The sequence below is a fragment of the Marinobacter manganoxydans MnI7-9 genome, from assembly GCF_000235625.1.
GTDB classification, from domain to species: domain Bacteria; phylum Pseudomonadota; class Gammaproteobacteria; order Pseudomonadales; family Oleiphilaceae; genus Marinobacter; species Marinobacter manganoxydans.
Genome location: NZ_AGTR01000002.1, coordinates 50,685 through 71,038, shown reverse-complemented (window position 1 = coordinate 71,038; position 20,354 = coordinate 50,685). Strand labels below are relative to the sequence as shown.

Below are 20,354 nucleotides of genomic sequence, written 5' to 3'. Positions count from 1 at the left end.
AGCCCTACCAGATAATCGCTATATCATCTCTCTGGATATTCACGATGCCGCCCAGTTGCGGCATGGTACCCCGGCTAAAATGCGGCTGAACTTTTTCGAGCGTCACTGACAAGTCGCTGTCCTGCAATTCTGGTGAGTCATCTGGTGATTCCAGGTAGCGCTTGCTGCGATAGATCTTCAACTCATCACCCGGCCTGAGGCCTGCTGTAGCCCCGGATTCCAGCGTTACAGAAAAGTCGTCTACCCGCGCAATTCTGGTCATGAAGGGCTGACACGCCAATGCATCCGTTACTGCCATCGCCATGTCTGCGATAACATCCTCGACAGCCTGACCGTAGGCGGTTTTCTGGAAGCCGGCAGAGCCGAACCCTGCTGAACTGCCAGGCCCGGCATCCCAATCGGCCGCGGCTTCAAATCTCTGACGATAGACCGGCGCGCCACTGAAGCCGTCGAAGATAACGAGATCAGCCGCAAACCGGCGCCGTTGATCTACCGCCCCGATGCCCCGCTGCATTTTATCCAGCACGGAGGTGCCCCACGCTGACGGATCCGCAACGCCAAGATCCCGGATAACGCCTGTCACTACGAACTGAACGCCCATTTCACGGGCCAGTTCCAGTACATTGGTCAATCGATTGTCGCCCTGTTGTACCGTAGGCGCGTTCAGCAGATCCGTGAACATCCGTGAGGTTGTCGCACCAAAGACCTGCAATCCGCCCTGAGCCACCAAACGCTGCTGGAGTTGTTGCGGCAAGATTTCGCCGGCGTCATCAATCCGCCCGACTCTGGCCTGGTCCGGATACAGGACAGGAAACCCGGTCACTGCGACGCGCTTTTTCAGGCGTCCGGAATCTCCCGATCCGCATTGGCTGCGACTCTCGCTGATATCGCCCCGGACAATCACCCGCAACAGATTGCCACTCTGGTACTCATCAATTACCCGCACATTCCGGGCTCTGGCGCTTGACGCAAGATCCATCCGTGACTCAGTGATCACGCCGTTTTTCATGGTGTCGTGCGTGCTAACCCTGGCTTCATACTGCAGGGAAAGGTCGCGGATTGCGGCCTTGCGGGCCTCGGCCCGGGCGGCTTCCAGGTTGCCATTGTGGATATTGGCATGGCCCACGCCTTCCAGAACCACCGCATGGGCGGCAGAAACCACGAAGAGCGCCAGAGCTCCGAGCACAGCCAGTGACAGCAAGCGGTTCATAATTCTCGATACTCCCTACACTCTCTATACTCTCGATCAATCAAGGTAATACAGGGAATCCACGCCTTTGCTCTGCACATCGCCCACGCTGTCATTTTCCTGCGGCATGGGAATCGGGCAGATATCCTGCACCTGATCATCGGCAACCTTGGCCACACAGGCCCGGAAACGTGGCTCGAGCTTCAGTTCCATTACCGTTTCGAAGACACCGTCGCTGTGCTCGTTGACCGCGACCAATTTGGCGCCGCGAATGTAGCTGTCCACGTAGGTTCTGAAGGTGTCATTGCGCAGCACAAAATCATTAACGGTGGAACTGCCGTACACGACGGTACCGTAGACCCGTTCAACGAGATTCCGGTAGGCGTCCAGCTGGGAGGCCCGCCGGGCCATCAGACGTTTGCGGGTATTTGAACGGTCGGCCGCAACATCCTCATAGGTCCCCAGACCGCTCACCCGCACAGTAATTGGCTCCAGCATCGTATCCTGGCGGGACTGGTTGCCGTTATCCCCCTGATAACTGCCAACCGGCGCACAAGCAGCCACCGTTGTTGCCAGCAGAGGCATAAGTATCCAGCGAAGGTTCATTGCGTGTCTCCAGAAAACGTCATTTCCGGTTTCCCATGAAAAAACTACGCCAGTTTTTCTAACTGCCTGATATTCCGATCAACAACTCCCAACCGTATTGTTTTGCAATCCCTATGCGGCAAAAAACTGCCTCTGTTTACACATCAAAAACAAACCGTTACCCCATGCGTCATGAGCTGGATAAGGTTCTGCCTTACCCTTTCAGGTACGTAACATCTATTTTGCCTTTTTACCTGACAGGATTCTTCATGACCGGATATCGCCTGACCAAACTTTCTCTGGCTATTGGTCTTTCCATTGCGACCAGTTCTGCACTGGCCAGCCCGCAGTCGTTTATGTCTGCCCGCTCTTTTGCCATGGGTGGCACTGGCGTCGCTGTAGCAACACCATCATCAGCGCCGATGGATAACCCGGCGATGATGGCCTCCGATCACCACAGCTGGAACGATGATTTTGGGTTGATGCTGCCCTCGGTGAATGCTCGCGCAGCGGATGAGGAAGAAACAGTTGACCAGGTGGATGATATTCAGGATGTAATCACTGATCTTGAATCGCTGGTTTCCGGTTTTGATCCCAATACAGACGACCCACAAAGTATTCAGGACGGCGCCGCCGATCTCAGCGACCGTTTGACCGAATTCGACAGGGACACCATGCGAGTGAACGCCGGTCTGGGGCTGGGCCTGGCTGTGCCGGGACAATCTCTGGCTGTCGGCGTGTTTACCAATGCAAACCTGACAGCAACCGTTCGTGGTGACGTGTCCGATCAGGATATTACCGCACTGAATGCGATTGCCACTGCAGCAACGGCCCAGGACGTTCAGAATGCCGTCGACCAGATCAGTACGAATGGCACCCTGAACCTGACTTCACAAGGAAAAATACTGGCATCCGCCGTCGGGGAAGTGGGCATCAGCTTCGCACGGGCTTTTGAGCTACAGGATGGCAACAGCTTCCAGCTTGGCCTGTCGCCGAAATACGTGGAGCTGCGCACCTTCCAGTACACGGAAGCGGTTTCCGGTTTCGAAGATGACGAATTCGACGATGACCAGTATCAGACTGAAAAGAGCGGCTTCAACCTCGACGTGGGCGCAGCCTACAGCTTTGGTGATTCCAACCAGTGGAACACCGGAATTGTCGTTAAAAACCTGATCCCCATGGAGCTCGACTCCGCTGCGAGCCGGCCTTTGCTCGGAGAGGAAGTTCGCACATTAAAGCTGGACCCGATGGTTACAGCGGGCATCGCGCACAAGAGCGAATACCACGTTATCACCGCGGAAGTGGACCTGACCAAAAAGGAAGCCTTTGGCTTTGAGGACGACACCCAGTGGGCAGCCCTTGGCGCCGAATTCGACGCCTTCCGTTACGCCCAGTTGCGGGTGGGTGTTCGCCACAACCTGGCCAGCAACGATGACAACGACGGCATTGAAGAGAAAACCCAGTTCACGGCAGGTCTCGGACTGAACATTGTCGGCGTCCGCCTCGATATCGGCGCCCTGTACAGCGATGCAGATGCCGGTGCCGCCCTGGAGCTTGGCACCGCGTTCTGATGGAAAGCTGAAAGTGGGGTCAGATGAAGATTTCATCTGACCCCAAGCTCCAATCAAAGCCCGCCCGGGCAATCCGGGCGGGCTTTTTTATGGCCCTCATGCGTCACAGGTTTGCCTGCCCTGCCCGGGAACCGGATAATCCACCGACACACTCCCGAAAGGAATCAGCGATTTCATGCAGGCCTATCTGGTTGGCGGTGCCGTTCGTGACGAATTACTCGGCCTTGAGGTCAAGGACCGGGATTGGGTGGTGGTCGGCGCAACTCCAAAGGAAATGCTAGCCAACGGCTTCAAGCAGGTGGGCGCGGACTTCCCGGTATTTCTGCATCCCCGAACCCGGGAAGAATATGCCCTGGCTCGCACCGAGCGGAAACAGGGGCGCGGCTACCACGGCTTCACTGTTTACAGCGCGCCCGACGTCACCCTTGAGCAGGATTTGAAGCGCCGGGACCTGACCATCAATGCGATGGCAAAAGCTGAAAACGGCGATCTGGTCGACCCCTTTGAAGGCCGCAGAGATATTGAAGATCGCAAGCTTCGGCATGTCTCGGAGGCCTTCGCCGAGGACCCCCTGAGAATTCTTCGCACAGCTCGGTTCGCAGCCCGCTTTCACCCGCTGGGATTTTCCGTGTGCGACCAGACCATGGCCCTGATGAAGCGCATGGTGGATAGCGGAGAAGTAGACCACCTGGTACCCGAACGGGTCTGGCAAGAATTCCAGCGGGCGCTGCATGAACAGGCGCCCGAGGCCTTTTTCGAAGTTCTTCGTGACTGCGGCGCCCTTGAGGTTCTTATTCCGGAATTAGCTTCGGAAAAAGTCTTTCAACTCGCGATGGCGGCACTTGGCTGCGTCCACCGCCGCTTGCACGCCGAGACGGAGGAGCGTTTTGCGGCCCTGCTCTCCCCCCTGGATGCCCCTGTTGCAAAGGACAGGGGCAAAGCCCTGAAGGCACCCAATGACTGTCAGAATCTGGCGCGACTGGTTACTGCCTTCACACCCCAGATCCGGGACATTGATGCGCAAAGCCCGGAAGCCGAAACGCTTCTGGACCTGCTCGACCAGGCGGACGTCTGGCGCCGCCCGGAACGTTTTTCGCAACTCACGAAGGTGCTCGAGTGCGCCTTGCCGGGCGATTCCCTCACACTGGACCTGCTGCGAACCGCCTCGGAAGCGGCGACCGGCGTTGAGCCGAGAACCCTCCTGGCGCAAGGGTATAAAGGCAAGAAACTGGGCAGCGCAATCCGGACTGAACGCCTGAAACGCATCGGCGACGCCGTCGCCCCGACCAACCACTGAGGAGGCACCATGCCGTCCACAACGCCTGTTGCCCTGATCACCGGCGCAGCCCACCGTCTTGGCGCACAGACTGCCCGGACACTTCACGAAAGAGGGTGGAACCTGGTGATTCACTACCGGACCCGGGAAGAGCAGGCGAACTCACTGATTGCGCAGATGAACCGCCAACGGCCCGACTCCGCCTGCGCCCTGCAGGCGGATTTGAGCCAGTTAACTGGAGTGGACCGGCTGGCCAGTGACGCCATCGCACAGTGGGGCCGACTGGACGCACTGGTGAACAATGCATCGGTCTTCTACCCCACCCCGACCGCAGACGCCACCGAAGACGACTGGAACACAATCCTGAACACCAACCTACGGGCCCCATTTTTCCTGCTTCAGGGATGCCTGGCCGAACTTCGGCGAAACCGCGGCAGCGTCGTAAATCTGATCGATATTTACAGTGAAAGGCCTATCGATGATCACCCGCTGTACTGCGCCACCAAGGCCGGCCTGGCTGCCCTGACGCGCTCCTGGGCAAAAGACCTGGCGCCGGACGTGCGCGTGAACGGCGTATCGCCAGGCGCAATCCTCTGGCCAGAGGGCGAAGCCGAGATGGATCAATCCGCCCAACAGGCAATCCTTCAGAAGACGCCACTGGCCCGCACCGGCAACCCTGACGATATTTCCGAAACCATTGCGTTCCTGATCTGCGATGCGCCCTTTATCACCGGGCAAATCGTCTCTGTTGATGGCGGCCGAAGCCTGAACATGTAGTACAACCCGCGCATGACGGACCTGATCTTTGGCCGGTGACCGCTTTCCGGATACAATGCCAGCAGTTTTCAATCCTGTTCGCGCCGGCCCCAATCCCGCGCGCGCCACTGATCCGGAGAATTCCCATGCGTGATGTCGTTATTGTTGCCGCCCGCCGTACTGCTATCGGAACCTTTGGCGGAGGTCTTTCCAGCCTGAGCGCAGACCAGCTGGGAACCGCCGTCATCAAGGCACTAATGGAAGAAACCGGCGTTGCCGGTGACCAGATCAACGAGGTGGTACTGGGTCAGGTTCTTACCGCCGGTGTTGGCCAGAACCCGGCTCGCCAGTCTGCCATTAACGCCGGCATTCCAGCGTCGGTGCCCGCCATGACCATCAACAAGGTCTGCGGCTCAGGGCTGAAAGCGGTTCACATGGCGGTACAGGCCATCCGCTGTGGCGACGCCGAGATGATGATCGCCGGTGGCCAGGAGAGCATGAGCCAGGCGCCCCATGTGCTGCCCAACAGCCGGAATGGCCAGCGGATGGGCAACTGGTCCATGGTGGATACCATGATCAAGGACGGCCTGTGGGACGCCTTCAACGATTACCACATGGGCATCACGGCCGAGAACATCGTCGAGAAATACGGCATCAGCCGGGACGAGCAGGACGAGTTTGCAGCGGCGTCCCAGCAGAAGGCCGCCGCCGCTCGCGAAGCCGGCTATTTCGATGGGCAGATTGTTCCGGTCTCCATTCCCCAGCGTAAGGGCGACCCGATTGTCGTTGACCGCGATGAAGGCCCCCGCGACGGCGTCACTGCCGAGGGGCTTGGCAAACTCCGTGCGGCCTTCAAGAAAGACGGCACCGTTACCGCCGGCAACGCCTCATCCCTCAACGATGGCGCCGCAGCCGTGATGGTCTGCAGTGCCGAGAAAGCGAAAGAACTGGGGCTGACTCCGATCGCCACCATCAAGGCCTACGCCAACGCAGGCGTGGACCCGACGATTATGGGCACCGGCCCGATCCCGGCCAGCCAGCGGTGTCTGAAGCTTGCCGGCTGGAGCACGGAAGATCTGGACCTGGTGGAAGCCAACGAAGCCTTCGCAGCCCAGGCTATTTCTGTAAATCGCGACATGGGCTGGGACACCGGCAAGGTTAACGTGAACGGCGGCGCCATTGCCCTGGGCCACCCCATCGGCGCATCCGGCTGCCGCATTCTGGTCTCCCTGCTGCATGAAATGGTTCGCCGCGATGTTCACAAGGGCCTGGCCACACTGTGCATCGGTGGCGGCATGGGCGTTGCCCTGGCCGTCGAGCGCTAAGCTTCATGCTCCACGTTGTGCTGTACGAGCCGGAGATACCGCCGAACACCGGCAACATCATCCGGCTCTGCGCCAACACCGGTTGCCAGCTGCATCTGATTGAACCGCTGGGTTTTAACCTGGAAGACAAACAGATGCGGCGGGCCGGGCTGGATTACAGCGAGTACGCAACGGTCAGGATCCACAAGAGTTACCAGGACTTCCTGGCCAGCGAGCAACCCGGACGCCTGTTCGGGTTCACCACCAAAGGCAGCGCCCATTACCACGAAGTGAGCTACCAGGATGGCGACTACCTGATGTTCGGCCCGGAAACCCGCGGCCTTCCCGCTGATGTCCGCGAGGGGTTGCTGCCTGAGCATCGCCTGCGGGTTCCCATGCAACCGCATAGCCGCAGCCTGAATCTCTCCAATACCGCAGCCCTGGCGGTTTACGAGGCCTGGCGGCAGCTGGGGTTTAACGGAGCGACATAAAAAAACCGGCCTGAGCCGGTTTTTTTATATCTGATCACAGTGGTTCGGATCAGTGAGTCTGCTGCTCTTCGCTTGCCTCGCCAGCAGCTTCTTCCTGCTTGCGCTTGAGCGCCTGGGCATAGATGGCGTCGAAGTTCACCGGCGCCAGCATCAGGGCCGGGAAGCTGCCCTTGCTCACAATACCGTCGATCGCTTCGCGCGCATACGGGAACAGGATGGTCGGGCAGTAGGCGCCCAGCATCTGGCCCAGCTGCTGGCCTTCGATGCCCTGCACCAGGAACACGCCGCCCTGCTGGATCTCGACGATGTAAGCTACCTTCTCACCCACTTTCGCGGTGACGGTCAGGGAAAGCACAACCTCGTACTGGTTGTCGCTGACCTTGTTGTGAGACGTATTCAGATCCAGATTCACCTGCGGCTTCCACTGCTCCTGAAATACCAGCGGAGAGTTGGGTGACTCAAAAGACAGGTCCTTCACATAGATGCGCTGAAGGGCAAACTGGGGTTGGTTCTGGTTGTCACTGCCTGCTGCGGCTTGCTGATTCTCAGCCATTTTCAATCCTTTCGTTCTCGATCATGGGCTCGGGGCCCGCTGTTATGGGATGTTATGAAGTGTGCTGCCGGGACATTTTACGTTGGCGCCGGGCCGGCTTATGTGAAACAGTGCGGCAGAATGATCTTCAGATCAAGGGCCGCTCTATTTCTTCACCAGCGGAAGATTGCTGGCTTTCCAGTCGGCAACGCCGCCGTTCAGGCGAACCACATTGCTGAAGCCTTCCGCGTTCAGCTGTTTAACCGCCATGGCAGAATGCTGGCCCATCTTGTCGGCAACGATGATCTGTTTGTCCTTGAACTTGCTCAGCTCACCAACCCGGCTCTTCAGGCTGTTCAGGGGAATGTTGATCGAGCCGGTAATGCGGCCCTCACCAAACTCCTTGCGGTCCCGGATGTCGACTACAACGGCTTCATCCTTGTTGATCAGATTGACCGCACCCTGGGCCGAGATCTTGGCACCGCCACGACGGGACTCCAGAATGAGAATGGCAACCAGGAATGCCACGAACAGCGACACAAGAATGTAGTGGTTAACGACAAATTCAAACAACCGGTCCATGAATTTACCCTGATAATGAGTTTGGCGGGATTATACACAGCCTGCTCCCCGGACAGAAGGTGACGAAAGTGGCCAGTAAATGCGAAAATAGATAAACTTCGTTTTCGTTTTAGTAAATTTACTAACATTTTACTTCCGGACTTAATGATGACTGCAATGCGCAAGCCGACTGCACTGATTATCCTGGACGGCTGGGGCCATCGCGACCCGGCTGAAGACAATGCCATCAGCAATGCCAGCACCCCGTTCTGGGACAAACTCTGGCAAAACCAGCCCAAAACCCTGATCAATACATCGGGTATGTTTGTTGGGCTGCCGCAAGGGCAAATGGGTAACTCGGAAGTTGGCCACATGAACCTGGGCGCAGGGCGCGTGGTCTATCAAAGCCTTACTCGTATCGACAAAGATCTGGAAGAAGGCACTTTCCAGCAGAACGAAGTGCTCTGCTCAGCGATCGACAAGGCTGTCCAAAGCGGCCGAGCCGTTCATCTCATGGGTCTGATGTCGCCCGGTGGTGTACACAGCCACGAAGACCACATTATTGCCGCTGCCGAACTTGCCGCCGCACGTGGCGCGAAGGAAGTTTACATCCACGCCTTCCTCGATGGCCGTGACATGCCGCCCCGCAGCGCAAAACCATCCCTGGAGAAGGCCGCGGCCAAATTGAAGAGCCTCGGCGTCGGCCGCGTTGCCTCGATCGTGGGCCGCTACTATGCCATGGATCGCGACAACCGCTGGGACCGCGTGGAAGCGGCCTACAACCTGATGACCCAGGGCACCGCGGAGTTCACTGCGGCCGATCCGGTATCCGGGCTGGAACAGGCTTATGAGCGCGGGGAAAACGACGAGTTTGTAACGCCAACCCGGATCCACGCTCCGGGCGAGCCCGAGGGAACGATCAACGATGGTGACACGGTGCTGTTCATGAATTTCCGTGCCGACCGTGCCCGGGAAATGACCCGCACCTTTGTGGAGAAGGACTTCGACGGATTCGAGCGCAAGAAGCACCCCGAACTGGCCGACTTCGTGATGCTGACCGAGTATGCGGCGGACATCAAAACTTCCTGCGCCTACCCGCCCGAACAGCTTACCAATGGCCTTGGCGAATACATGGCGAAGCAGGGCAAGACCCAGTTGCGCATCGCCGAAACAGAGAAATACGCCCACGTAACCTTCTTTTTCAATGGCGGCCTGGAAACACCGTTCGACGGTGAAGAGCGCATTCTTGTGCCCTCCCCCAAGGTGGCGACCTACGATCTGCAGCCCGAAATGAGCGCACCAGAGGTAACCGACAAGCTGGTGGAAGCGATCAAGAGCGGCAAGTACGATCTGGTTGTTTGCAATTATGCCAACGGCGACATGGTTGGTCACACCGGCAAGCTGGACGCTGCAATCAAGGCGGCCGAATGCCTGGACGAATGCGTGAAACGCGTTGTCGAGGCCCTGGATGAGGTAGGCGGCGAAGCTCTGATCACGGCTGACCACGGCAACTGCGAACAGATGACCGATCCGAATTCAGGCCAGGTTCACACTGCCCACACCATCGGCCCGGTGCCACTGGTATACACCGGCCACCGCAAAGTTGTGTTGAAGAACGACGGCAGCCTGAGCGACGTTGCGCCCTCTCTCCTAGCCCTGATGGGAATGGAGCAACCGAAGGAAATGACCGGGCACAGCCTGGTTGAGATCGGCTGATCCGGGAACGGAACCAACCCTTGCAACTCCACGCGATTCTGGCGCTCGCCCTCCTTCTGGGCGCAGCGCCGGCTACAGCCCAACAGGATGTAACCCCGGCTCAGATCGAGGAACTCAAGGAACGCATTGAGGACATCGACGATTGGCTGGAGGACGCCGAAGAGGACCGCTCCTCCCTGGAGCGGCAACTTGCCGCGACCGAAAAGAATATCAGCCGCCTGACCCGTGAACGCCGCTCTCTGCGCCAGCAGGCCGAACAGCAGCAGCAGAGGCTCCGTGAACTGGAAAGCGAGGCGCAGGAGCTCACCCGAACCCTTGACCGCCAGCGGGACAGTCTCAAGAAGCAGATCCGCGCCGCCTGGATGGAAGGCGATGCGCCAGCCGTAAAGGTACTGCTTAACGAAATTGATCCGGACAAGATCGCCCGGACCATGACCTACTACGAATACCTTAGCAAGGACACAGTCGACCGCCTGGAGGCGTTCAGACAAAGCCTGCAAGAACTCAGAAGCACACAGGCTGCCGTGCAATCAACCCGGGTTGAACTGGCCAGAACTGAGGAAAACGTCGCTAAACGCCAGCAGGAACTGACGGCATCGAGAAAGGAGCGCCAACAGACACTGGCCGCCCTCAATGCCGACATCCAGAACCGGCGCAGCGAGCGGGAAGAACTGGAATCCGACCGCAAACGGCTTGAAAACCTGCTGGCGGAAGTGCAGCAGGCGATCAACAACATCCCCTCACCCAATGAATCCCAGCCCTTCGCCTCATTACGTAACAAACTGCCCTGGCCCGTAAAGGGACAGGTCCTGAGCCGCTACGGAGAGCGCTATGCCGACGGCAAACTCCGTCGCAACGGCCTGCTGATCGGAACCGGGGACGAAGCGGAGATCCGTGCCATACACTATGGCCGGGTGGTGTTTGCCAACTGGCTTCGGGGCTTTGGCCTGATCACCATCATCGACCACGGCGACGGCTACATGACCCTGTACGGCCACAGCAGCAGCTTGTTTACCAGCCCAGGCGACTGGGTGGCTGCCGGCGAACCCATTGCCCAGGCGGGCCGTACCGGCGGCACAGATTCCCCGGCGCTCTACTTTGAAGTCCGGCACAATGGTAAACCCGACAACCCTGGCCGATGGCTGGCAAACTGAGAGCCCCCGGGAGGGCTGACAAACGCCGCAGGTAACGCCATACTGTTCGGAGTCAGGGAAACCAGTCCAACTATCGGAATAAAAACGGGATATGTGAATGAAACGGGTCAGAAGTACACTCCACGCCTTGCCATTACGCAGCATTGCTCTCGCTACCTGTTTCGCAACCGCTTCCGGACTGGCCTGGGCCCAGGATAAAGACGCCGCCACCGAGCAGCTGCTGGAAGGCATCCAGAACGGCGAACGCGTGGAAATAAGCCTGCCGGATCCGGAGAAGCAGCTGCCACTGGAAGACCTCCGCAAGTTCACCGAGGTATTCAGCCGCATCAAAGATGCGTACGTCGAGGAAGTAAGCGATCGCAAACTCCTCGAAAGCGCCATTAAAGGCATGCTGTCAGACCTCGATCCTCACTCCACCTACCTGGCACCCAAGGACTACGAAGAGCTCGAAGAGAGCACCTCCGGCGAGTTCGGCGGGCTGGGCATTGAAGTGGGCATGGAAAACGGCTTTGTGAAAGTGATTGCCCCCATCGACGACACGCCAGCGCAGAAGGCAGGGGTTCAGGCGGGGGACCTGATCATCAAGCTGGATGAAAAACCGGTTAAAGGCATGAGCCTGGAAGAGGCTGTCCAGCTAATGCGGGGCAAACCCGGCTCGATCCTGACGCTCACCATTATGCGTGAGGGGGAAAGCGCTCCCATCGAAATCGAAGTGGAACGGGACGTTATCAAGGTCACCAGCGTGAAATCCCGAATGCTGGAAAATGGTTACGGTTATGTTCGCATTACCCAGTTCCAGGCGGATACCGGCTCGCAGTTCAAGGATGCCCTCAACGGACTGGAAGACGAACTCGGACGCGATCTTGACGGCCTTGTTATCGACCTGCGCAACAACCCGGGCGGGGTGCTGCAGGCGGCCGTAGAGACCGCAGATGCCCTGCTTGATGACGGACTGATCGTCTACACCGAGGGCCGCATCCAGAGTTCCCGCCTGCGCTTCAGCGCGCGATCGGGCGACATCATGGAAGGCACGCCTATTGTCGTGCTGATCAACGGCGGCTCCGCCTCTGCTTCAGAAATCCTCGCCGGCGCGCTTCAGGACCATGAGCGCGCTGTGGTGATGGGCACAAAGTCCTTTGGCAAGGGCAGCGTCCAGACGGTCATTCCGCTGGATGAGACCCACGCCATCAAGATGACTACCGCGCGCTATTACACACCGGATGGCCGCTCCATCCAGGCCACCGGCATCAAACCCGATATTGAAGTACGGCCGGCGGAACTCAAGGAGCTCGACAGCAAGCCGTTCTTCACCGAAGCGGATCTGAGCGGGCACCTTGAAGGGCAGAACGAGGGGCAGGACCAGGATGGAAACGATGATGCCCAGAACGCAACCGGTTCTCTTGCCGACCGGGATTATCAGCTACGCTCGGCACTGAACCTGCTCAAGGGAATCCGGATTCTGAACCCGAACAAGAGCGCCAAGGCAGAAGGAAGCGATCAGTGAGAGTAGTCAGTACTCTGCTGGCCGTAGCATTCTGTTTTACCGCCGGCACGGTGTCCGCGGAGCCGGCCCGAAAAGCACTGCCGCCCACCATTGCCATCATTATTGATGACATGGGCCACAGCCTTGTTGAAGGTGAGCGACTGGCAAACCTGGATCAGCCGCTCACGCTGGCTTTTCTGCCCTACCGTCCACACACGGACAGCCTGGCCCGGCTCGCCTATAAGCAGCACAAGGAAATCATGCTGCACGCCCCCATGGCCAACACCCGCAACTATGGCCTGGGCCCGGGCGGCCTGACCCCCGAGATGGACGAACAGAGCATGGTGACCACCCTTCGCCGTGCCTTGCAGTCGATTCCCCATGTCCAGGGCGTGAACAACCACATGGGCAGCCTGCTGACCCAGCAGCTGCAGCCCATGGACTGGGTCATGAAAGAGCTGTTCCGCTACCCCGTGTACTTTATCGACAGCCGCACCATCGCCTCATCCGTGGCCGGTGATGTCGCAGCGGCGTACCGCATTCCGACCATGACCCGGGACGTGTTTCTCGACCACGAACAGACCGAAGAGTTTGTGGACCGCCAGTTCAAACTGCTGATCAAGCGCGCCAAAGAAAACGGTAGCGCCATCGGCATTGGCCATCCTCACAAAGTCACCGTGGATTACCTGGAGAAGCACCTACCCAAACTGGATGAGCAAGGCATCGCCATTGCCACGGTCAGCGGCCTTTGGGCCATGCGCAACGGCAATCGGGAGATGTTTGCGGAAGGAGAAAAGCAGGCCATTCGACCTGCTTTTGCAAAGAAGGATTAATCGCGGACTTCTATGCCCTGGGCCTTCATGAAGGCCTTCGCTTCAGGAATGGTGTGCTGTCCGAAGTGAAAGATTGACGCCGCCAATACCGCATCGGCACCGCCCTGAGTCACGCCATCAGCCAGGTGCTGCAGCTCTCCGACACCGCCTGAGGCAATCACCGGCACAATCACAGCATCGCTGATGGCTTTGGTCAGCCCGAGATCAAATCCGATCTTGGTGCCGTCCCGGTCCATGCTGGTCAGCAGTAACTCACCAGCGCCCATTTCCACCATCTTGCGGGCCCATTCCACGGCATCCAGCCCTGTGGGCTTGCGGCCACCGTGGGTAAAGATTTCCCACCGGGGCTCCTCGCCCTGTTCACTCACCCGCTTGGCATCAATGGCCACCACGATGCACTGGCTGCCAAAGCGGTCCGCCGCTTCCCGGACAAACTCCGGGTTGAACACGGCTGCGGTATTGATCGACACCTTGTCTGCGCCGGCATTCAGGAGCTTGCGTATGTCATCCACGGTACGCACACCACCGCCGACAGTCAGCGGAATGAAGACTTCCGCCGCCATTCGTTCAACGGTCTCGTAGGTGGTGTCACGGCTCTCATGGCTGGCCGTGATGTCGAGGAAGGTGATTTCATCGGCACCCTGCTCATTGTAACGACGGGCCACTTCCACCGGGTCGCCGGCATCGCGGATATCAACGAAATTGACGCCCTTCACCACGCGGCCTTTATCGACATCGAGGCAGGGAATGATGCGTTTCGCCAGAGCCATAAGCCGCCCTTACCCCTTCAGACCGTCGCAGAAAGCCTGCGCTTCAGCGACATCCAGGGTGCCTTCATAGATCGCACGACCCGTGATGGCACCAAGGATGCCCTTGTCCGCCACGGTAGCCAGGCGTTTCAGATCATCCATATTGGTCACGCCACCAGAGGCGATAACCGGAATTCCGCCCTCTTCTGCCAGTGCGGCTGTTGCTTCCACATTAACGCCCTGCATCATGCCGTCTCGGCTGATATCGGTGTACACAATCGCGTCCACGCCGTCGTTGGCAAAGCGCTTGGCAAGATCGGTAGCCATCACTTCCGAGACCTCCGCCCAGCCATCGGTGGCCACGCGGCCGTCTTTGGCGTCCAGGCCGACGATGATGTGACCCGGGAATTTTTTGCACATCTCAGTGACAAATTCCGGCTCCTTCACCGCCTTGGTGCCAATGATGACCCACTGCACACCGGCCTTCAGGTAGGCTTCGATGGTTTCTGCCGACCGGATACCGCCACCGATCTGGATGGGAAGATCCGGGTATTTACGGGCAATGGCCTGGACAATCTCGCCGTTGACCGGCTCACCGGCAAACGCGCCGTTCAGGTCAACCAGGTGCAGCCGGCGGGCGCCGGCTTCCACCCAGCGAGTGGCCATATTGACAGGATCGTCACCAAACACCGTGGAGTCGTCCATCCGGCCCTGACGCAGGCGTACACATTTACCGTCTTTCAGATCGATTGCAGGAATTATCAGCATTTTCCAGTCCAGTTTGTAAAATTCTCGAGCAACTGCAGGCCCGCCCGGGCACTTTTCTCCGGGTGGAATTGCACTGCAAAAATATTGTCTCGCGCGACTGCTGCCGCAAGGTCCACCCCATAGCGGGTGCGGCCTGCCATATCGGCGTTGCCCTCGGCTTCTGCGTAGAAGCTGTGCACGAAGTAGAAACGGTCACCCTCGGGAATGTTATGCCAAAGGGGGTGATCAATGGTCTGCTGCACCTGGTTCCAGCCCATGTGGGGCACTTTCAGGCGCTCGCCGTTTTCCGTGAGGTGGTCACCGAAATAGCGTACTTGCGAAGGAAACAGGCCGATGCAGTCAACGCCGCCGTTCTCTTCACTGCGGGACATCAGGGCCTGCATGCCCACGCAGATGCCAAGAAACGGGCGATCCTGAGAGACCTCACGAACCAGATCCACTACCCCGACACGATGCATTTCGGCCATACAGTCGCGAATGGCACCGACGCCAGGGAGGATGACACGATCGGCTTCACGGATTTTTTCGGCGTTGTCGGTGACCAGCACGGTGGTGTCCGGGGCAACGTGCTCTACTGCTTTTTTGGCAGAGTGAAGATTGCCCATGCCGTAGTCGATAATGGCAACGGTTTTCATGGTTGTTGCGGTGTCCTTGATTGACCGGTCAAACATGACCGGTTAAAGCGAGCCTTCTGGCGACGCGGCGTTTACAGCGAACCCTTGGTAGACGGTGTAATACCGGCCATCCGCTCGTCCATTTCAATCGCCATACGCAGGGCACGGCCGAAGGCCTTGAACACGGTTTCAATCTGATGGTGGGTGTTTTTACCCTTCAGATTGTCGATGTGCAGGGTCACCATGGAATGGTTCACAAAGCCGTGGAAAAACTCCTCGAACAGGTCCACGTCAAAGCCACCCACGGCACCGCGAGTGTACGGCACATCCATCATCAGGCCCGGGCGACCGGACAGATCGATAACGACTCGGGAGAGCGCCTCATCCAGCGGGACATAAGCGTGGCCGTAGCGGCGAATGCCCTTTTTGTCGCCAACCGCCTGTTTGAAGGCCTGGCCAAGGGTTATGCCGATGTCTTCCACGGTGTGGTGGTCATCAATGTGCAGGTCGCCCTTCGAAACGATATTCAGATCCACCAGACCGTGGCGGGCGATCTGGTCCATCATGTGCTCCAGAAACGGCACGCCGGTATCGAAACTGGATTTGCCGGTTCCGTCGAGATCAATCTCAACGGTGATCTGGGTTTCAAGGGTATTTCTCTCTACCCGAGCCTTGCGTTCGGCCATGGGGACTCCGTGACAATTGAGCGGCATAAAGCCGGAAAAATTCGATCCGGCGATTATACCTTTTATGTCGGCTGGAGTCCCACAACCGGTTTAATCGCTACGATAGCGAAGTGCAGGTATATGGCAGAAAGGGCTGCGTCAGAACGCCTTCTTCAGATTGTTCATGTAAGTGTCTACGAGGCTGTTGAACTCGTGCTTGATAACCGGGCTGATGGCCAACTTGAGCAGGCTGGGCAGGGGCACAGTCAACTCTGCGCTGGTCTGGAACTTCACGGCGGTGGCATTATCGCCCTTGGACTTGATGGTCCAGGAACCACTCACGACGCCATTGCCCTCGCCCTTCACCGGCTCCCAGGTAATCTTGCCGGCGTCTTTGTCCGAGTGATATTTGCAAGCGTACACCGACTGGATGGCATGTTTGTCGACGCCCACTTTTTCCATTTCCCAACGGTAGGCGTTATCGCCAAGGTCGGTCAGTTTGTGGACTTTCGGGAAGTGACTGGCTGAACGTGGCACATCCGCCAGCAAATCGAACACTTCATCATAGCTGCCCGGAATCTCAAGTTCGCGGTTCAGCTCAATCGAAACGGTAATAGCCACGGCCAACTCCTTCTTGTGTTTATAGGTATCAATGTAGTCGGAAAATCAGGGTCGTGTATTTTGGCCCAACACTACCGCATTGTCATACTCCCGCGCTGTTAATTTGTTAACCCTGCGTTATCCTTTGGGTCATTAGCGTCGGTATTCACAGCGAATACTGCAAGCTCCTAAAAATAGGAAGGAAGCCTGAATCATGAAAGCCGTCCGTTATGTGCTGATTGCCATCGTTGCACTGATCGTTCTTGCCGTGGCTGCCGTTGCCATCGCCATGGCCGTGATCAACCCCAACGATTACAAACCGCAGATTGAACAGGCCGTTGAGGATGCCACGAACCTGGATCTGGTCCTTGAAGGCGACATCGGCTGGTCTTTTATCCCACTTGGCCTTGAGCTGAATTCCGTAGAGGCCACCCTGGAAGGTGACCGCTTTGTTGCCCTTGAGCAACTGGTGGCCCAGATCGATTTCTGGTCACTGATTGCCATGTCCCCGAGGGTGAATACCTTCGTACTGGACGGGCTGGACGCCCGACTCGAAGTGGACGAACAGGGCAACGGCAACTGGACCCGCATTATGCCCGAGAAGGCGGCGGGAACGGCAACCGAGGAAACGGCCGGAACCCAGGATGAACAGGCACAGGAGAGCGAGGGCGCCGGCGGCGAGCCTCTGAACTTCAACGTTGAAAACGTTCAGATCAGCAATGCCCAGGTGCACTACACCGACAAGAGTACCGGCCAGTCGGTCACGCTGGAGAATTTCACCGTCAACGCCAGCAACATTACTCTGGGCTCCGAGTTCCCGCTGGAAATCGGGTTCCGGGTAGCCACCACCCAGCCCACGTTTGAAGTGGATGGCAATATCAGCGCCCGCCTCGCCGCCAACGAGGCTCTCAACGAGTTGGCCGTATCCGGTCTGAATGCCGTGTTCGACATGACCGGAGAGCCGTTCGGTGGCAAAGAGGTCACGGCTGAACTGGCGGGCTCTGCCAGGGCGAACCTGGAAAACGAGACCGCTAACCTGAGCGGCTTTACCGCCAGCCTGGCCAACCTGAACTTGTCGACCGATCTTGACGTTACCGGATTCGGCGACAAGCCAACCCTGAGCGGCGAGATCTCCATCGCCGAGTTCTCGCTAAAGGATCTTCTGAACAACCTCGGCCAGCCCCCGGTGGAAACCAGCGATCCGGACGTACTTGAAGCCATCGCCTTCTCCACCGGTATTGGCGGTCCGGCCGGCAAGGTGGAGCTCACCGACCTGACCATCAAACTGGATGACACCACCTTCACTGGTTCCGGCAGTTACAACCTTGCCGACACAGGCGTTGTCTTCCAGCTCCAGGGCGACCAGTTGAATGCCGACCGATACCTGCCACCGAAAGCGGAAGGAGAGGCGGAGGAAGCACCCGCATCCCAGGAAACCGCTGCAGCCGGACCCGAAGGCGACCTTCTGCCCCTGGAGACCATTCGCAGCCTGCTGCTGGATATTGATCTGGGACTCGGCCAGCTGATCGTCAGCAACCTGACTATCAACGAAATCAAAGCCAGCACCACCGCGAAAAACGGCCTGCTCAAGGTTGATGAGTTCAGCGGCAAACTGTACGAGGGCAGCTTTGGTGCCAACGTGACCATCGACGCCCGCAGCGACAATCCGAAATGGACCGTTGGCTCAGACGTAACCAATGTACAGACCCTGCCTTTGCTCACCGATCTGGCAGAAGTGGATATGCTCGCCGGCGGGGCAAATCTCAAAGTGAACGCCAACACCTCTGGCAACCGGATCTCGGCACTGCGCAGCAATGCTGACGGACAGATCAGCTTCAACCTCGCAGAGGGCGAGTTCCGCCGAATGAACCTCACACGCATGGCCTGCCAGGGCATCGCTCTGGTCAACCAGGATGAGCTGACGACCACCGATTGGGGCACTACCACGCCGTTCAACGACATGCGCGGCACCCTGGAAATCAACGGCAACAGCCTCAACAACACAGATCTCGTGGCGGCGCTGGCCGGCATGCGCCTCGAGGGCAATGGCACGGTGGATCTGGCCCAGAGCGAACTGGATTATGAGGTTGGGCTAAGAGTCGTTGGTGAAATCCACCGGGACAACGCCTGCCGCGTTACCGAATATGTAGAAAACGCGGTTATTCCCGTGGAGTGCCGTGGCAACTTCGCCGAGGACCCGGCAGGACTTTGCTCCTTTGACGGCTCCCGCTTCCGGGACACCCTGAAGACCATCGCCGAAAATGCCGCCAAGGCGAAAGCCCGTGAGGAAGTGGACAAGGCAAAAGCCAAGGCGGAAGAGAAGGTTAAAGAAAAGGTGCAGGAACAGATCGGCGACAAACTCAAAGGACTGTTCAACTGATGCCGGACAGCTTCGCCAACAAACTGCTCCAATGGTACGACTGCCACGGCCGGCATGACCTGCCGTGGCATCACAACCGGAATGCCTACCGTGTGTGGGTTTCCGAAATCATGCTGCAGCAGACACAGGTAACCACGGTTATCCCCTACTTCGAAGCGTTCATGGAACGCTTCCCGGACGTTCATGCCCTGGCCGAAGCCCCGGTGGATGATGTGCTCAGCCACTGGTCCGGCCTTGGTTACTACGCCAGGGCCCGCAACCTGCAGAAAGCCGCCCAGACGGTGGTGCGCGAGTTCGATGGTGAGTTCCCGCAAACCCAGGAGGAGCTTGAATCCCTGACCGGCATTGGCCGCTCCACAGCCGCCGCCATATTGGCCCAGGCCTTCGGCATTCGCGCCGCCATACTGGATGGCAATGTGAAACGGGTGCTGGCACGCTACCATGCCATCCCCGGCTGGCCCGGCCAGACAGCCGTGCTTAACCAGCTGTGGCAACGGGCCGAAGAGCACACTCCGGAACAGCGGGTGCGCGACTACACCCAGGGCATTATGGATCTCGGCGCCATGGTGTGTACCCGCAGCCGCCCGGCCTGCGAGAGCTGCCCGCTGCAAGAGGGCTGCAGAGCCTACGCCCAGGGTGAAACCTCACTCTACCCCGGCTCCAAACCGAAAAAGGCCAAGCCGGAGAAATCCACCTGGATGGTGATTCTTGAGGATGGCGAGGGGCGCATTCTGCTTGAGCGTCGCCCGCCCAGTGGCATCTGGGGCGGCCTCTGGAGCCTGCCGGAACTAGACCCGGCCTACGGAGCCGATGAGCTTCAGGAAGCCTGCGAACAGAGCCTGGGGCTGGATTGCGCAGAACCAGAGCTTATCAACGGCTTTCGACATACCTTTTCCCATTACCACCTGCACATACAGCCCGCCCGACTAAACGTCACCGGCGGCGCCAACACCGTTGCAGACAAGGATCATCTGAAATGGCTACACCGCCATGAAGCCCTGAACCTCGGCCTGCCTGCTCCAATCCGGTCGCTGCTTACCGAACCGGAGCAAGCAGCTCTGCTTTGATCCAGTGCGCTGGCCCCCTCAGCCGCAACGATCTGTTATCATCACCGCCAGCAACATTTG

20 protein-coding genes are annotated in these 20,354 nt (G+C 58.5%); 11 read left to right on the top strand and 9 right to left on the bottom strand.

All coding sequences use genetic code 11. The features are described from left to right. Positions 1-4: 4 nt before the first annotated feature. Positions 5-1,210, bottom strand: a complete 1,206-nt coding sequence (locus tag KYE_RS00645) for a flagellar assembly protein T N-terminal domain-containing protein (protein WP_008169333.1) — start codon at positions 1,208-1,210, stop codon at positions 5-7. 36 nt (positions 1,211-1,246) lie between these two features. Then, positions 1,247-1,795: an LPP20 family lipoprotein gene (locus tag KYE_RS00640; RefSeq protein ID WP_008169331.1), complete on the bottom strand. Its 549-nt coding sequence runs from the start codon at positions 1,793-1,795 to the stop codon at positions 1,247-1,249. 248 nt (positions 1,796-2,043) lie between these two features. Here KYE_RS00640 and traF point away from each other — a divergent pair, with 248 nt between their 5' ends. From traF to trmL, 5 genes are all read left to right on the top strand, one after another. Further along, positions 2,044-3,345, top strand: a complete 1,302-nt coding sequence (gene traF, locus KYE_RS00635) for a conjugal transfer protein TraF (protein WP_008169329.1) — start codon at positions 2,044-2,046, stop codon at positions 3,343-3,345. 175 nt (positions 3,346-3,520) lie between these two features. Beyond that, the gene (locus KYE_RS00630; RefSeq protein ID WP_008169328.1) at positions 3,521-4,642 is read left to right on the top strand and encodes a CCA-adding protein; all 1,122 of its coding nucleotides are present in this window, start codon (positions 3,521-3,523) and stop codon (positions 4,640-4,642) included. A gap of 9 nt (positions 4,643-4,651) precedes the next feature. Then, the gene (locus KYE_RS00625) at positions 4,652-5,398 is read left to right on the top strand and encodes a pteridine reductase (RefSeq protein ID WP_008169327.1); all 747 of its coding nucleotides are present in this window, start codon (positions 4,652-4,654) and stop codon (positions 5,396-5,398) included. A gap of 125 nt (positions 5,399-5,523) precedes the next feature. Then, positions 5,524-6,702, top strand: a complete 1,179-nt coding sequence (locus KYE_RS00620) for an acetyl-CoA C-acetyltransferase (RefSeq protein ID WP_008169326.1) — start codon at positions 5,524-5,526, stop codon at positions 6,700-6,702. Between the two features lie 5 nt (positions 6,703-6,707). Beyond that, entirely contained in the window at positions 6,708-7,172 is a 465-nt protein-coding gene (gene trmL, locus KYE_RS00615) for a tRNA (uridine(34)/cytosine(34)/5-carboxymethylaminomethyluridine(34)-2'-O)-methyltransferase TrmL (RefSeq protein ID WP_008169325.1), read from the top strand. Positions 7,173-7,221: 49 nt separating this feature from the next. Here trmL and secB read toward each other — a convergent pair whose 3' ends face one another. Together secB and KYE_RS00605 are read right to left on the bottom strand one after the other, a co-directional pair. Then, on the bottom strand, positions 7,222-7,725 hold the full coding sequence (gene secB, locus KYE_RS00610; RefSeq protein ID WP_008169324.1) for a protein-export chaperone SecB: 504 nt from the start codon (positions 7,723-7,725) through the stop codon (positions 7,222-7,224). 144 nt (positions 7,726-7,869) lie between these two features. Continuing rightward, the gene (locus tag KYE_RS00605; RefSeq protein WP_008169323.1) at positions 7,870-8,286 is read right to left on the bottom strand and encodes a rhodanese-like domain-containing protein; all 417 of its coding nucleotides are present in this window, start codon (positions 8,284-8,286) and stop codon (positions 7,870-7,872) included. Positions 8,287-8,433: 147 nt separating this feature from the next. Here KYE_RS00605 and gpmM point away from each other — a divergent pair, with 147 nt between their 5' ends. The 4 genes from gpmM (at position 8,434) to KYE_RS00585 (ending at position 13,451) form a co-directional block, all read left to right on the top strand. Beyond that, the gene (gpmM, locus tag KYE_RS00600) at positions 8,434-9,981 is read left to right on the top strand and encodes a 2,3-bisphosphoglycerate-independent phosphoglycerate mutase (RefSeq protein ID WP_008169322.1); all 1,548 of its coding nucleotides are present in this window, start codon (positions 8,434-8,436) and stop codon (positions 9,979-9,981) included. 20 nt (positions 9,982-10,001) lie between these two features. Beyond that, positions 10,002-11,135 (top strand): murein hydrolase activator EnvC family protein, encoded by a 1,134-nt coding sequence (locus KYE_RS00595; protein WP_008169321.1) that lies wholly within the window; start codon positions 10,002-10,004, stop codon positions 11,133-11,135. Positions 11,136-11,232: 97 nt separating this feature from the next. Next, complete coding sequence (locus KYE_RS00590; RefSeq protein WP_008169320.1) at positions 11,233-12,639, top strand: S41 family peptidase; 1,407 nt, start codon at positions 11,233-11,235, stop codon at positions 12,637-12,639. Beyond that, positions 12,636-13,451, top strand: a complete 816-nt coding sequence (locus tag KYE_RS00585) for a divergent polysaccharide deacetylase family protein (RefSeq protein ID WP_008169319.1) — start codon at positions 12,636-12,638, stop codon at positions 13,449-13,451. The genes KYE_RS00590 and KYE_RS00585 overlap by 4 nt, the downstream gene beginning before the upstream one ends. Here KYE_RS00585 and hisF read toward each other — a convergent pair. From hisF to KYE_RS00560, 5 genes are all read right to left on the bottom strand, one after another. Further along, positions 13,448-14,221, bottom strand: coding sequence for an imidazole glycerol phosphate synthase subunit HisF (gene hisF, locus KYE_RS00580; RefSeq protein WP_008169318.1), 774 nt, complete (start codon positions 14,219-14,221; stop codon positions 13,448-13,450). The genes KYE_RS00585 and hisF overlap by 4 nt on opposite strands. Before the next feature lie 9 nt (positions 14,222-14,230). Beyond that, positions 14,231-14,968 (bottom strand): 1-(5-phosphoribosyl)-5-[(5-phosphoribosylamino)methylideneamino]imidazole-4-carboxamide isomerase, encoded by a 738-nt coding sequence (gene hisA, locus KYE_RS00575; RefSeq protein WP_008169315.1) that lies wholly within the window; start codon positions 14,966-14,968, stop codon positions 14,231-14,233. Then, positions 14,962-15,603, bottom strand: a complete 642-nt coding sequence (hisH, locus tag KYE_RS00570) for an imidazole glycerol phosphate synthase subunit HisH (RefSeq protein WP_008169314.1) — start codon at positions 15,601-15,603, stop codon at positions 14,962-14,964. The genes hisA and hisH overlap by 7 nt, the downstream gene beginning before the upstream one ends. A 71-nt stretch (positions 15,604-15,674) precedes the next feature. Then, on the bottom strand, positions 15,675-16,268 hold the full coding sequence (hisB, locus tag KYE_RS00565) for an imidazoleglycerol-phosphate dehydratase HisB (RefSeq protein ID WP_007153401.1): 594 nt from the start codon (positions 16,266-16,268) through the stop codon (positions 15,675-15,677). Positions 16,269-16,406: 138 nt separating this feature from the next. Then, positions 16,407-16,868: an SRPBCC family protein gene (locus KYE_RS00560; RefSeq protein WP_008169307.1), complete on the bottom strand. Its 462-nt coding sequence runs from the start codon at positions 16,866-16,868 to the stop codon at positions 16,407-16,409. Between the two features lie 193 nt (positions 16,869-17,061). Here KYE_RS00560 and KYE_RS00555 point away from each other — a divergent pair, with 193 nt between their 5' ends. Together KYE_RS00555 and mutY are read left to right on the top strand one after the other, a co-directional pair. Then, positions 17,062-19,227, top strand: coding sequence for an AsmA family protein (locus tag KYE_RS00555; RefSeq protein ID WP_008169305.1), 2,166 nt, complete (start codon positions 17,062-17,064; stop codon positions 19,225-19,227). Continuing rightward, positions 19,227-20,294, top strand: coding sequence for an A/G-specific adenine glycosylase (mutY, locus tag KYE_RS00550; protein WP_008169303.1), 1,068 nt, complete (start codon positions 19,227-19,229; stop codon positions 20,292-20,294). The genes KYE_RS00555 and mutY overlap by 1 nt, the downstream gene beginning before the upstream one ends. Positions 20,295-20,354: the final 60 nt, after the last annotated feature.

Coding starts and splice junctions, on each gene's coding strand:
- KYE_RS00645 (WP_008169333.1), bottom strand. CDS start 1,210: ATGAACCGCTTGCTGTCACTGGCTGTGCTCGGAGCTCTGGCGCTCTTC.
- KYE_RS00640 (WP_008169331.1), bottom strand. CDS start 1,795: ATGAACCTTCGCTGGATACTTATGCCTCTGCTGGCAACAACGGTGGCT.
- traF (WP_008169329.1), top strand. CDS start 2,044: ATGACCGGATATCGCCTGACCAAACTTTCTCTGGCTATTGGTCTTTCC.
- KYE_RS00630 (WP_008169328.1), top strand. CDS start 3,521: ATGCAGGCCTATCTGGTTGGCGGTGCCGTTCGTGACGAATTACTCGGC.
- KYE_RS00625 (WP_008169327.1), top strand. CDS start 4,652: ATGCCGTCCACAACGCCTGTTGCCCTGATCACCGGCGCAGCCCACCGT.
- KYE_RS00620 (WP_008169326.1), top strand. CDS start 5,524: ATGCGTGATGTCGTTATTGTTGCCGCCCGCCGTACTGCTATCGGAACC.
- trmL (WP_008169325.1), top strand. CDS start 6,708: ATGCTCCACGTTGTGCTGTACGAGCCGGAGATACCGCCGAACACCGGC.
- secB (WP_008169324.1), bottom strand. CDS start 7,725: ATGGCTGAGAATCAGCAAGCCGCAGCAGGCAGTGACAACCAGAACCAA.
- KYE_RS00605 (WP_008169323.1), bottom strand. CDS start 8,286: ATGGACCGGTTGTTTGAATTTGTCGTTAACCACTACATTCTTGTGTCG.
- gpmM (WP_008169322.1), top strand. CDS start 8,434: ATGACTGCAATGCGCAAGCCGACTGCACTGATTATCCTGGACGGCTGG.
- KYE_RS00590 (WP_008169320.1), top strand. CDS start 11,233: ATGAAACGGGTCAGAAGTACACTCCACGCCTTGCCATTACGCAGCATT.
- hisF (WP_008169318.1), bottom strand. CDS start 14,221: ATGGCTCTGGCGAAACGCATCATTCCCTGCCTCGATGTCGATAAAGGC.
- hisA (WP_008169315.1), bottom strand. CDS start 14,968: ATGCTGATAATTCCTGCAATCGATCTGAAAGACGGTAAATGTGTACGC.
- hisH (WP_008169314.1), bottom strand. CDS start 15,603: ATGAAAACCGTTGCCATTATCGACTACGGCATGGGCAATCTTCACTCT.
- hisB (WP_007153401.1), bottom strand. CDS start 16,268: ATGGCCGAACGCAAGGCTCGGGTAGAGAGAAATACCCTTGAAACCCAG.
- KYE_RS00555 (WP_008169305.1), top strand. CDS start 17,062: ATGAAAGCCGTCCGTTATGTGCTGATTGCCATCGTTGCACTGATCGTT.
- mutY (WP_008169303.1), top strand. CDS start 19,227: ATGCCGGACAGCTTCGCCAACAAACTGCTCCAATGGTACGACTGCCAC.